Origin of the sequence: Pseudomonas sp. PA27(2017) (assembly GCF_001945445.1) — a bacterium.
Lineage (GTDB): Bacteria > Pseudomonadota > Gammaproteobacteria > Pseudomonadales > Pseudomonadaceae > Aquipseudomonas.
The window spans coordinates 41,449-53,501 of the sequence record NZ_MSXW01000022.1 but is presented as its reverse complement, the minus strand read 5'-3'; the positions used below and the strand labels follow the sequence as shown (position 1 = coordinate 53,501).

Below are 12,053 nucleotides of genomic sequence, written 5' to 3'. Positions count from 1 at the left end.
TCCTCACACTTTGCAGGGTCATGTCCGAGCGGTTGAGTGCCTGCCAGCGCTGAAGGTTCAGGGCTTCGGTCTACTGCTTGTTGTTCAGGCTGCGCACGGTCAAATCCAGGGCCTTCTGCATGTCCAGCCGGGCGGAGCGGCCGATGTCCTTGTCGTTGAGATCGAAGCCGCGTTCCGATGGCAGGATCGGCGCGGTGAGGTCATCGGCGTCGGTGGGCTCGAAGTCGAATTCTTCGCCGATGGTCATGGCGCTGCGGCGCAGCAGCATGCGCAGCTGATCGGGATGCAGATCGGGGTTGATCGACATCAGCGAAGCCACCACGCCGGCCACCAGCGGCGTGGCATAGGAGGTGCCGCAATGCACGCTGCCCTGCTGGTTCTCTTCAGCCGTGGAGGCGCGTACGCAGGCGGCGGCGGTGATGTCCACGCGGGTGTCGACGTTCGACGAGCTGCGCCGTTTCACGTACGCCGGGTCGTCTACGGCGACATCCTTGCGGTCGCTGCGCTGGTGGCCGCCAACCACGAACAGTTGCTCGGTGACGAACGAGGAGGGCAGGCGATAGTCATCGGCACCGGAAAACGAGGCGCCGTTGCCGGCCGAGTTGATCACCACCACATCCGGATGCTCGCGGCGCAGCCACAGGAAGAATTCCTCCAGCAGCTCTTCATAGCCGCTCATGGCCACGCCCGAGCGAACCAGCGAGTCGATCTCGTCGCCGTGAATGTTCTTCGCGCCGATGCGGTGGATGCCCCAGCTCCAGTTCAGCACCCGCACGCCGTCCTCGACCAGGTTGACCGAGGCTGCGATGTTGGCGGTGATGCCGGCATCCGAGTTGCGGTCGACGATCACCTCGAAACCCGGCCCGGCGCCATCCAGGCCACGCAGAAAGCCGGTGTTGCCACCGTCGTCCCAGCGTGCCGCCAGGATGCCCGCCACAGTGGAGCCGTGGCCGTCCGGCTTGTCGGCGTCGCGGCTGTACAGGCGAGTGTGAGGCGTGTTGCCCTGACGCTCGGCGGCGCCCAGGTAGTCCTTGAAATCCGGCGCGTCGAAGTCGACGTTGCGCTCGATCAGGCCGATGCGCACCGGCTTGGTGGCGATGGGCGAGCGTTTGGACGGAATGCGCCGCTGGTAGTAGTTGACCGCGTCGACGAAACGGTTGGCCGCCCATTCCTCCTCGCCCAACTGCTCCTCGTTGCTGGCGCCAGCGGACGCTTCCTGCTCCTCGGCAGAGGATTCCTCGATCACCACGGCGTCCACGCTCAGCTCGCTGCCCAGGCGCAGCACCATGGCGTCACGCTGGATCAGATCCTTGGCCGGCAGGCGCAACTGGTAAGTGTTGAGCGGCGCGATGGCGCCGACCACTTCGGCGCCATATTTGCTGGCCAGCGCCTTGGCGGTATCCAGGCCGTGGGCATCTTCCTCGATGACCACGCTGACCAGATCGACATAGGTGTTGAGGCCGTCCATGTTCTTTGCCACCTCACCTGGCTTGGCTGCCAGCACGTGGCTGCCGGCCATCGACAGCCACACCGGGTTGCTCACCTCGTCGCCCTGTTTCAGCCATAGCGGGCCGCTCTTGTAGCCCTTGCTGTCGAGGGTGATGCGCAGCCCGTCCTCACGTTTCACGGCGCTGGCCGGCAGCGGCTTGCCATCGAGCAGCACCTGCAGCTCGCCGTCGGCCAGTCCGCGTGCGGTCAGGCAGAAGGTCTGGCGCTGGGTATCGAGCACGTCTTCGCAGCGATACAGGTGCTTGAGCCGCAACGGCTCGGCCGCCAGTGCCGATGGCGCGATGCTTGCCACGAGCAGAGCGCTGAGAACGGGGCGCAGCAGGGGCCGGCTGAGCATGGCGAAATCCTTTGTGCAGGGGGGGATGCGCCTCAGACTGGCGGCGCAGGCCTTGGTTCAGGCTGCGTTCGGCAGATAGCCCGAACCTTGTTCGCGGCGCTGGCGTCATACCTTCACAGGCGCTTGTGGCGCCGAAGAGAAGGGAGACGAGGCTATGACGACTCATCAGCACACTCACAACTGGGATCTTGTCGAGCGCATGCTCCACGCGGTGCAGAACGGTGCGGGCCAGCCGTTCGTGCCACGCCGCTGTGCCGAGGAATTGGCCGACGCCTTGCAGCAGGCCGGCAAACCGGTCGACAACGTCGACTCATTGAAAGCGCAGGCCGACGACTACGAGGCCACGCTGCTCAAGGGCGGCTACATCGCGCCGCGCCCCGAGGAGGAAGGTGGCAATGGCGAGAACTTCGTCCTCACCCCGCGCGGTGCGCAGTTGTTGAGCATGATCGACAGCACCTTCCCCGGTGAGGAACACCCGCGCGAGGTGCTCGACCGCCACGGCCTGGCAGCGCTGAACCCCGAGGTGTTCGACGGGCTGGCGCCGCGGGCGACGCTGGTCTGATACCCACCTGCGCCCTGGCCGCGTAAACTGTGCGCTGATGACCTGGCTCGCCAGGCCACGGGTACGGTCGGTGCGGCGAGGGCGGTTGTGCAATGAAATGGTGGGCAATCGGACTGCTGCTGTTGGCGATCGACGTCACGGCCGACGAGCTGAGGATCGGCTTCGGTACGCACAAGCCACCCTATATCTTCGAAGGCGAGCAGCGCGGCATCGAGTACGACATCGTGGTCGCTGCGGCCCGTGCCGCGGGCATCACCGTCGTGCCTTCCTATGCGCCGATGGAGCGCCTGCACCGAGCATTCAGCCGTGGCGAGCTCGACGGCATCGCCACCACGCGTCTGCAGGGCGGTGTGACGAGCTTCTATTCCCAGCCCTATATTCGCTACGACAACGTGGCAGTCGCCCTAACTTCGCGCGGTTATCGAATCGAGCACATCGCTGACCTGGGCAAGCACTCGGTGCGCGCCTTCCAGCGCGCGCGAGTGCTGCTGGGCGAGGAGTTCCAGCGCATGGCCGAGGCCAACCCGCGTTATCACGAAGAGGCCCAGCAGATCGCCCGCAACCGCTTTTTGTACAGCGGCCGTGTGGAGGTGGTGATCGCCGATCGGCGGATCCTGCGCTATTTCAACCGTGAGGTTTACCGCCAGGTGGACGTCAGCCAGCCGATCACCGAATACCCGTTGTTCCCTCCCACGCCCTATCAGCTGGGGTTGCGTGACCAGTCGATGCGCGATCGTTTCGATCAGGGGCTGGCCGACATCATCGCCAGTGGCGAGTACGCCCAGATCGAGCGCCGCTACGCCATGTACTGAACCGATTCTTCATTGGGTCGTTTCTTCTGCCTCTTCTTCGAGGGTGGCGGCCAGCATCTCGGTCTCGATCGGGCGCGTCTCGACGCTGAAATCGGCGATTTCGATGGAGCCCTTGCCTTCGCCCATCAGGTGAAAGGAGAACGCCTTGCGGGTGTCCAGATTGTCGAAGGTGAAGCTCAGCTCCACTGGCTGGCCCTTTTTCAGCCGCGGTATCTCCGGGACGTTAATCAGCACGTCACGGTCGAATTCCTTGGTCTTCAGGCGCAGCGTGGCGCCGGCTTCGCTCATGTTCAGCGCGTTGATCTTCAGGGTCACGCGGGTCTGGGTGCCCTTGGGCAGCTCCAGATACTGGGCGCCGATCAGGTTGTCGGCCCAGTCGTCTCCGGGCGTGGCACGCAGGCGAATGCGCTCGTTGCTGGCGAACTGCAGCAGTTGGTTGCCCTGGCCATCGCTGAGCGAACGATCCAGCAGCTCGGCACGCAGGCTCACCTGGCGTGCCGGCTTGCCACTGACGCGGCCCAGGTACTCGGCCTGCTCGGCAATGAATCCCGGGCTGGCATAGCGCCGGCAGACCTGCTGGAAGTTGCACTCGGTCAGCGTGCCCTGGCCATCGTGCTCGCGCAGCAAGCCGTTGGTATAGGAAATGATCTGGCGGCCGTGGCTGTAATCGCGCAGCATCGAGCGCCCGGCAATGTTCTCCGGCAGCGGCAGGGCCAGGTAGTCGAGCACCGAGGCGGTCAGGTCGATGTGCCCGTACACGCCACTCTTGAGCGACGGCAGTTGCGCCTGCTCGGGCGCCAGCATCAGGTTGAAGCCCCAGGCCGACGCCAGGCGCACGTTCTCGATGCCGTGGGATTCGTCCGAGGTCACCACTACCAGGGTGTCGTCGAGCACGCCGCGTTTTTGCAGGGCGTCGAGGAAATCGCCAATGGCGTCGTCCAGGTAGGCAATGGCCGCCTGCTTGGCGCTGGCGTGGCGGGCGAGGTAGTCGTCCGGCGCGGAGTAGGGCTGGTGGGTGCCGACGGTCAGCAGGGTCAGCATCCATGGCGTCTTCTGCGTGCGCAGGCCGTCGACGTAGCTCAGCGCGCCTTCGAAATAAGCCTTGTCGTCCATGCCCCAGGCGAAGTCGAGGTAGGGCGTGTTGCGGAACCAGTCGCGGCCCAGTGTCTTGTCGAAGCCCATGCGCGGCATGATCTGGTCCTTGGCCATGAAGCGCAGCCCGGCGCCCTGCAGGAAATGCGTGCTGAAACCGTTGTCGCGCAATTGCGCCGGCAGGCACTGGGCCGCGCGCTGGGCGTTGCCCAGCAGCTCGATGCCCTTGGGAGTGCCCGAGGCCAGTTTGTCGTAGTCGCCACAGAGCATGGCGTACAGCCCGCGAATGGTCTGGTGGGCATGCAGCACGTAGTCGCTGGTGAGCATGCCGCGCTCGGCCCAGGCGCTCAGGCGCGGCATCAAGTCATCTTGGTAACTGCTGCCGATGGCCCGTCGGCTGGCATCGAGATAGGCACCGGGGATGCCTTCCAGGGTGATGATCAGCACGTTGCGGGCGCGGCCTGGTTCGGCCAGCAGCGGCGCGCCGTCCATGTCCAGGCGGGTGAGACCGGTGATGTCCGGTGGGCTGTTGGGCTGGCCACGAGTCATCCAGTCCTCGACGCCCAGCTGGGCGACGCTGATGCCTTCGGCTAGCCATTTGTGCGGCAGATTGAACTGCACCCACTGGTCCGCTTCGCTGGGGCTGCGGTACTGGTAGGCGGCATGGGCAGTGAGCAGCGCCAGTGGCGCCAGCAGCCAGGCCGCCGACGGCTTGCGCACGCGCACACGGAAGGCGAGCAGGATGAGGAACGCCAGCGCGGCGGCGATGGAGGCGCCTGCCAGCCAGGGGTGAGTGAGGCCACCGCCCTGGGTCGAGTGGCTGAGAAACTGTGCGTCGGTCAGGTAATGCAGGTCGGCCGGCTCGGGCATGCGGCCCACCGCGCTGACCAGCTCGATGGTGCCCAGGTTGAGCACCACCCAGATCAACGCCAGTGGAAGGCCCAGCAGCAGGCGGCGACGCAGCGCCAGCCATAACAGCAGGCTGCCAATGGCCAGATCGGAGAGGTAGCCGAACGGATGGGACCAGCCCAGCGCGTAACGGCTGAGCAGCGGCAATGCAATGAACAGGGCAACCAGCACCAGCAGGATGCTGGCCGGCCGCTGCAGCCAGGGGCTGAGAAAACGCACGTATCTTCCTTAAACGATGATCGACAGACGATGGCTTTCAGCATGCTTCACGGCTTGGGCGAAGGGCTGAGTGCTGATATAGCGACTGACATCATTTTGAAACATGCGTGTGCTCATCGCTAGCGACAAGCGCCGAAGACGCGAAATAAGTCGTTCAAATCATTGCCCGGACGGGCGAGGGGGAGGGACTAGTACCCAGGCTGCCGACCTGGCGCCCGGTATCGGGCGCTGCAGGTCGATACAGACGAAATTACTTCTTGGAAATGGTGATGTGGCGGCTGGCAGGGCCATTGGTCTGGCCGCTGACGCCCTTGGCGATCTCTTGGATCTTGCCGCCGGACTTGAGGAACGCCGCTACCTGAGCGTCGATCGATTCACTGGTTTCCACCGCGGGAGCGGGTTTGGCTTTGCTGTGGGATGCTTTGACGCGCATGACGGTCATATTGCCTACTCGAGTCATCAAGATGGCCGCCCATTGTATCACCGCTGAGCGCTCAGCTGTTCATTCGATGACCAGTGGGCAAACGGCTGGTTGCCGGTCGGGTTTCGCGGCGACGACTCGGGTACACTGCCGGCCTGAAAACGAGGGTAGGTACCATGGCTGTTATCGGACGTATGAATTCCTTGCAGGTCGTCAAGCACACCGACTTCGGTCTGTATCTGGACGGCGGCGCGGACGGCGAGATTCTCTTGCCCAAACGCTATATTCCCAAGGACACGCCGAGCGATGTGGACGACTGGCTCAACGTGTTCGTCTATCTGGACAGCGAAGACAAACTGATCGCCACCACCGACAAGCCCAAGGTGCAGGTCGGCGAGTTCGCCAGCCTCAAGGTCGTCGACATCAACCGCGTCGGCCTGTTTCTCGACTGGGGCCTGCCCAAGGACCTGTTGCTGCCGCATTCGGAAGAAAAGCGCCCATTGCAGATCGGCGATTACTACGTGGTGCACGTATTCGTCGACAAGCGCAGCCGCCGCATCACCGCCACCGCGCGCCTTGACCGCTACCTGGACAAGGTGCCGGCGACCTACCAGGCCGGCGACGAAGTCGACCTGCTGGTGGTCGAGCCGACCGACATGGGTTTCAAGGCGATCATCAACGGCAAGCACTGGGGCCTGATCCACAAGAACGAGGTGATCGGTTTCATGCGTGGTGGCATCCGCCAGCCGGGTTTCATCAAGGAAATGCGCAGCGACGGCAAGATCAGCCTCAGCCTGCAGCCAGTCGGCCAGCAAGTGGCTGACAGCCTTGGCGAACAGATTCTCCAGCGCCTGCGTGACAGCGGCGGCATGCTGGAGTTGAGCGACAAGAGCTCGCCAGAACGCATCAGCGCGATGTTCCGGGTCAGCAAGGGCAACTTCAAGAAAGCCATCGGCGGCCTCTACAAGCAGGGCCTGATCCGCATCCATGACGAGCGCATCGAACTGGTGAAGTAACCACGCGACGGGCAGGCGCCACAAAAAGCACTTGAGCGACACGCGGCGCTTGCCAATAATGCGAGCCCCGCCGGTGTAGCTCAGTCGGTAGAGCAGCGCACTCGTAACGCGAAGGTCGCAGGTTCGATTCCTGTCTCCGGCACCAGTCACTCGATTCATGCAGTGCCATCCAGTTTCATCCAAGCGCTTATCTTGTAAGTACCTATCCGAGTACCTTAGGTTAGTTCAATAATCTATGGGTACTCGCATGCCTTTGACGGCTTTGCAGGTTAAGAATGCTGCACCGCGCGAGAGGGACTATGGCCTTGCGGATGGCGGTGGCCTGTTCCTCTGGATTCGCGCGGCAGGCGGCAAGTCCTGGCGCTTTCGCTTCCGTCTGGATGCCAAGCAATCTCACATTTCCCTTGGCACAGTCGACAAGGTAACCCTTGCACAGGCGCGGGGAGGATGTGCGCGGTTTCGTAGGCGCCTATTACGGTCGTACTACCAATGATTACCATGATCGGTTAACCAACAACGGTACGCTGCTGGGCACCGTAATGGGTGATACTCGGATTGATAACCGCGCACTGTTCGGCGAGCTGAACTGGACCTTCGCGCCAAAATGGACGCTGATCACCGGATTGCGCTATGACCGCGAGCGCAACCGGACCGACGTGCAGCAGGACGACTTCTCTACGCCCGGCAAGGTCTCCAATACGTTCAGCGCGCTGTTGCCCAAGCTTGGCCTGGATTACCAGTTCGCCGATAGCCAGTACCTGGGCGTTACCGTGCAGAAGGGCTACCGCGGCGGTGGCGTGAACGTCAGGGCAGGTGGCGGACATGTCGCCTATGATCCGGAATACACCACCAACTACGAGCTCTCCTATCGTGGCGCCTGGCGCGAGGAAAGCGTACGCTTGCGTGCCAACCTCTTCTATACGGACTGGAAGGATCAGCAGGTCAGCGTGCTTGACGACGACGGGAACTTCTTCCAGGTCTATAACGCAGCCAACAGCACCATCAAGGGTCTTGAAGTCTTCCTCGAACAGGACCTGACCAGCCAGTTGAGCATCAACGCCGGTCTGGCTTATACCGATGGACGATACGGTGACTTCGTGACCGGCGACGGCGAAGACATGGGTGGAAAGCCATTCCTTTATGCGCCCCGCTACAAGGCCTCGACCGGCGCGCGTTACCGCTTCGCCAATGGCCTGGTGGTGGGCGCAGACTTGGTGTATCAGGAGGGTGCGCCGAGTCAGTACGAGTTCGGTGCCGACGGCAAGGTCACCCGCACCCATGTGGCCGATCACTACGTACTGATGAACCTCAATGCCGAATACGCGCTGACCGAGCAACTGCTGCTATCGGGCTACGTGAAGAACCTGTTCGACAAGCACTACATCACCAACAACCGCAACGACGAGATCATCGACGTCGGTGCGCCGCGCAGCTTCGGGCTGGTGCTCGACTACAAGCTGTAGGGCGCCGCCATGCCTGATCGGCCCGAACCTTCGGGACCATCAGGCTACTTCGCTGCCGAGCAGTAGGCGCAATTCGTTCATCAGGAAGGCCGGCCCCTGGTACAGCGCCTTGGAGGAGAGAGTATGGGTGCGTTCATCGACCCGTACCAGCAGTTGCGGCACGCCCTGAATGCCGAAACGGTTCATCAGTGCCTGGGTGGTCTGGATGCGTTCGTCGGTCTGCCGCGCAAGCGCTTCGCAAGAGGCCAGTTGGCGAGCCAGCACCACGCTGTCGATTTGGTGGCCGATCCTGATGAGGAATTGGGCCGTCAAGCGCGCCACCACCTGGGTGCTGGACGTGTTTTCACCTTGCACGTACCTGGCCAGTTGCAGGTGTCTGAGTAGACGTGGCTCGAGGGTGGCGTCGATCTGTTGAGCTGCCGTCAGGGCGCGGTTGATAGGGGACGAGTCGAATGCGGTGTCGGTATCGGCCAGCACCTTGTCACGGTAGGCGATGCTGAAGACCTCCCGGGTTGCCGCTTCTATGCGTTGGTCATTGCTCCAGGCGTGGGCCGCCCAGGCGGTCGACAGGGTGCGGGCGCCAGCGCCGGAGAATAACCCGCTCGGCAGCATGTTCAGTTGCCCTGGCCAGCGATCGGCCAAAGTCGCGAGGATTTGTGAGCTGGCATAGCACCAGCCGCACAGTGGATCGAAAATGTACAAAAGATTGAACGATGCCATGAGCTGTCCTCGATAAGGAAGATCGCGGCACCATACTGCTTCGATGGGCTAGGAAATAGGCAGGTCGGGTTGCAACTGTGTTGCGCAGGCCGTGCAGATCGGTAAGCGGGTAGGCGGCAATCTTCACATCAGGTGGCGAACCAGGGCGGCTACCAGTATGCCCGCGGCAATGGCGGCAAGCGGCTTTCTGACCAGCAGCATGACGACGGCAGTGCTCAGCAGCGCCAGCCTGGCGCCTGCATCGCCTTCGAGCGCCAGTGGCGCGAGAATCGCCACCAGCACCGAGCCGGACATGGCGCTGATGAACTGCTGGGTTCTCAGGTTGATCGGCACGAAGGACATCACGAGCACGCCACCCCAACGGGTGGCCAGGGTGACCACGGCCATGACGACCACCACGATCAGGGCGCCGGATCCGGCTGTTTCGAGCATCATGGCTGTTTCTCCATCCATAGTGCGCCCAGTGCACCGCCGGCCAGGGCGCCGACCACCACGTGGCTGTTGCTGGGCAGGTACCAGTAGGCCAGCAGCGATGCGACGGCGGCGACCGCCCAGATGATCAGGATGCGCAGATTCTTCTGCCCGCCGACCACCATGGCCAGCAGGAAGCAGCCCATCACCATGTCGAGGCCGAAGCTCACCGGGTCGTCGATGGCGCTACCGAAATAGATGCCCAGCCAGGTGCCGACCAACCAGGCCAGCCACAGCGCCAGGCCGCCCCCGAGCAGCAGGCCGAGGCCGGGCTTGCCGGCACCGAATGCCTGCATCGACATGGCCCAGTTGGCGTCGGACGCCACCAGCATCACGCCATAGCGCTTGGCCGGCGGCAGGCTGCTGAGCCAGGGATACAGCGTGGCGCCCATCAGCAGATGGCGGGCATTGATGGCGAAGACCGTCAGCGCCAGCGGCACCAGCGGAATGTGCGTGCCCCACAGATCCAGCGCGGCGAACTGCGAGGCACCGGCGAATACCAGGGCGCTCATGACCAGGCTGGTTTCACTGCTCAGCCCGGTTTGCGTGGCGGCGAGCCCGAATGCCAGGCCGAACAGCACCACGAAGGCCGAAATCGGCAGAAATTGCCGAAAGCCATCCCAGGTCAGTGCGAGGTCGAGTGCTTGTAAAGGGCGTTGCTCTTGGGCGGACATGGGGTTCCTGATGGTCGTGATCGAGCGGCGCCGCTGGGTGCTTCGGCGCGGCGAAGGAAATCGGAATCGGCCGTTTGGCTGGCCGATTCCATAGGGCGGCTATCAGCCCTTCAACGGCGGTGTACGCGGCGGAATCTGCCGTTTGCTACCGGTCGACTCGTAGGCCGAGGCCAGGTGCAGCAGCGCGTTATCGTCATAGGCGCGGCCGGCGAAGGTCAGGCCGACCGGCATGCCGATATCGGCCATCACGCCCATGGGCACGGTCACGGTCGGCACGCCGAGGTGGCGAATGGCGAGGTTGCCGTTGGCGACCCAGATGCCGTTGCTCCAGGCGATGTCGGCGGACTGCAGGTTCACGTCGGCATCGGCCGGGCCCACGTCGGCAACGGTGGGGAACAGCACGGCGTCCAGCCTGAGCGCGTCCATCCACTGTTCGAGGTCGAGCTGGCGGGTCTTTTCCAGGCCGCGCAGGCCGTCCGGCACGCTGGCGATTTCGTCCCAGGCCTTGAGGCCGCGCTGAGCCATGCGCACGTACTCGTCCATGCCGGCGGCCAGGTCGTCTTCACGGTTGGGCAGGGTACCGGGGTCATGAGGGAAGATCTGCGGGCCGTCGACGTCGGCCAACTGATTGAGCTTCGGATCACCGTTGGCGCGCAGGAAGTCATCGAAGGCCCAGCCCGACAGTTCCCACAGCTCGTCATGCAGGAACTCCCGGGACACCAGGCCGCGGTTGAACACCGTCGGCGCGCCAGGGCGATCGCCCTCGCAGTTGGAGACCAACGGGAAATCCACCTCGACCACCGTGGCACCGGCCTTTTCCAGGGCGGCGCGAGCCTGCTCCCACAGCGCGATCACCGAGGCCCGAGTATGGATGCGCTGGCCGGTCGGGCCGCCAATGCCGGGCTTTTCGCTGGTGCCGGCCAATTCGTCCTTGTTGATGTACATACGCGGCACGCCCAGGCGTTTGCCTTTCAGGGCTTCGGGGCTGGCGGCCAAGTCCAGGTAGGACGCCGGGCGTACCTCGCTGGCCTTGGGAATCGGCACCCAGGTCTGCAGGCGCCACAGATCGCCGCGGGCATCGGCGTCGTCGGCGACCACCACGTCCAGCACTTCGAACAGGTCGGCCATGCGGCGGGCAAAAGGCACCACCACGTCCATGGTCGGAGTCAGCGGCCAGTTGCCGCGCACCGAGATCACCCCGCGCGATGGCGTGTAGGCGCACAGGCCGTTGTTCGACGCCGGGCCGCGGCCGCTCGACCAGGTTTCCTCGGCCAGGCCGAAGGCAGAGAAGCTCGCGGCGGTCGCGGTGCCGGCTCCGTTGGAGGAGCCGGAGGCGAACGGTGCGGTGAGGTAGTTGGCGTTGTAGGGACTTTCGGCGCGGCCATAGACGCCGCGCTGCATGCCGCCATTGGCCATCGGCGGCATATTGGTCTTGCCCAGGCAGATGGCGCCGGCCGCACGCAGGCGCTCGATGGTGAAGGCGTCGCGCTGGGCGACCAGATCCTTGAAGGCCGGGCTGCCCGAGGCGGCGGTCAGGCCCTTGACCAGGTAGCTGTCCTTGGCGGTGTAAGGAATTCCATCCAACGGGCTCAGGGTTTCGCCACGCGCGCGACGGGCATCGGAGGCCTCGGCCTCTGTCAGGGCATCGGGGTTATGCACCACCACGGCGTTGAGTCGGGTGGCCGTATCGGCGCCGTCGTAGGCATCGATCCGCGCGAGGTAGGCCCTGACCAGTTCGACCGCAGTGACGCGGCCAGCCTCGAGCGCGGCGCGCAGCTCGGCGATGGAGACTTCGGTTACCTCGAACATGCTGTCACCCCTGATGGCTCATGGGCCGGCGACGTTCTT

At 64.0% G+C, this 12,053-nt stretch carries 12 protein-coding genes and 1 tRNA gene; 6 read left to right on the top strand and 7 right to left on the bottom strand.

Annotated features, from left to right (window positions below; all coding sequences use genetic code 11):
* Positions 1–70 precede the first annotated feature (70 nt).
* Positions 71–1,846, bottom strand: coding sequence for a S8/S53 family peptidase (locus tag BVH06_RS11315; RefSeq protein WP_075934143.1), 1,776 nt, complete (start codon positions 1,844–1,846; stop codon positions 71–73).
* Between the two features lie 154 nt (positions 1,847–2,000).
* On the opposite strand from BVH06_RS11315, the gene BVH06_RS11310 reads away from it, so the two are divergent.
* Both BVH06_RS11310 and BVH06_RS11305 read left to right on the top strand, forming a co-directional pair.
* On the top strand, positions 2,001–2,408 hold the full coding sequence (locus BVH06_RS11310; RefSeq protein WP_075934142.1) for a transcriptional regulator: 408 nt from the start codon (positions 2,001–2,003) through the stop codon (positions 2,406–2,408).
* Positions 2,409–2,500: 92 nt separating this feature from the next.
* The gene (locus BVH06_RS11305) at positions 2,501–3,220 is read left to right on the top strand and encodes an ABC transporter substrate-binding protein (RefSeq protein ID WP_075934141.1); all 720 of its coding nucleotides are present in this window, start codon (positions 2,501–2,503) and stop codon (positions 3,218–3,220) included.
* A 9-nt stretch (positions 3,221–3,229) separates the two neighbouring features.
* On the opposite strand, the gene BVH06_RS11300 is transcribed toward BVH06_RS11305, so the two are convergent.
* Entirely contained in the window at positions 3,230–5,440 is a 2,211-nt protein-coding gene (locus BVH06_RS11300; RefSeq protein WP_139315623.1) for an LTA synthase family protein, read from the bottom strand.
* Positions 5,441–5,690: 250 nt separating this feature from the next.
* Complete coding sequence (locus BVH06_RS11295; protein ID WP_170833962.1) at positions 5,691–5,882, bottom strand: hypothetical protein; 192 nt, start codon at positions 5,880–5,882, stop codon at positions 5,691–5,693.
* Positions 5,883–6,037: 155 nt separating this feature from the next.
* Between BVH06_RS11295 and BVH06_RS11290 the strand changes: the two genes are divergently transcribed.
* The 4 genes from BVH06_RS11290 (at position 6,038) to BVH06_RS11275 (ending at position 8,340) form a co-directional block, all read left to right on the top strand.
* Positions 6,038–6,877: a S1 RNA-binding domain-containing protein gene (locus tag BVH06_RS11290; RefSeq protein ID WP_075934140.1), complete on the top strand. Its 840-nt coding sequence runs from the start codon at positions 6,038–6,040 to the stop codon at positions 6,875–6,877.
* A 69-nt stretch (positions 6,878–6,946) separates the two neighbouring features.
* Positions 6,947–7,022 (top strand) — tRNA-Thr (locus tag BVH06_RS11285).
* Between the two features lie 90 nt (positions 7,023–7,112).
* Positions 7,113–7,370, top strand: a complete 258-nt coding sequence (locus BVH06_RS11280; protein WP_371915284.1) for an Arm DNA-binding domain-containing protein — start codon at positions 7,113–7,115, stop codon at positions 7,368–7,370.
* Positions 7,327–8,340, top strand: a complete 1,014-nt coding sequence (locus BVH06_RS11275) for a TonB-dependent receptor (protein ID WP_371915283.1) — start codon at positions 7,327–7,329, stop codon at positions 8,338–8,340. The genes BVH06_RS11280 and BVH06_RS11275 overlap by 44 nt, the downstream gene beginning before the upstream one ends.
* Positions 8,341–8,379: 39 nt before the next feature.
* Here the strand turns inward: BVH06_RS11275 and BVH06_RS11270 are convergent, their stop codons facing one another.
* The 4 genes from BVH06_RS11270 to BVH06_RS11255 form a co-directional block, all read right to left on the bottom strand.
* Positions 8,380–9,060: a DsbA family protein gene (locus BVH06_RS11270; protein ID WP_075934139.1), complete on the bottom strand. Its 681-nt coding sequence runs from the start codon at positions 9,058–9,060 to the stop codon at positions 8,380–8,382.
* Positions 9,061–9,183: 123 nt separating this feature from the next.
* Positions 9,184–9,495, bottom strand: coding sequence for an AzlD family protein (locus BVH06_RS11265; RefSeq protein ID WP_075934138.1), 312 nt, complete (start codon positions 9,493–9,495; stop codon positions 9,184–9,186).
* A complete protein-coding gene (locus tag BVH06_RS11260) occupies positions 9,492–10,205 on the bottom strand; it encodes an AzlC family ABC transporter permease (protein WP_075929475.1) in 714 nt (237 codons plus the stop codon). The genes BVH06_RS11265 and BVH06_RS11260 overlap by 4 nt, the downstream gene beginning before the upstream one ends.
* A gap of 102 nt (positions 10,206–10,307) precedes the next feature.
* Positions 10,308–12,014 (bottom strand): amidase, encoded by a 1,707-nt coding sequence (locus tag BVH06_RS11255; RefSeq protein ID WP_075934137.1) that lies wholly within the window; start codon positions 12,012–12,014, stop codon positions 10,308–10,310.
* Between the last annotated feature and the right edge of the window lie 39 nt (positions 12,015–12,053).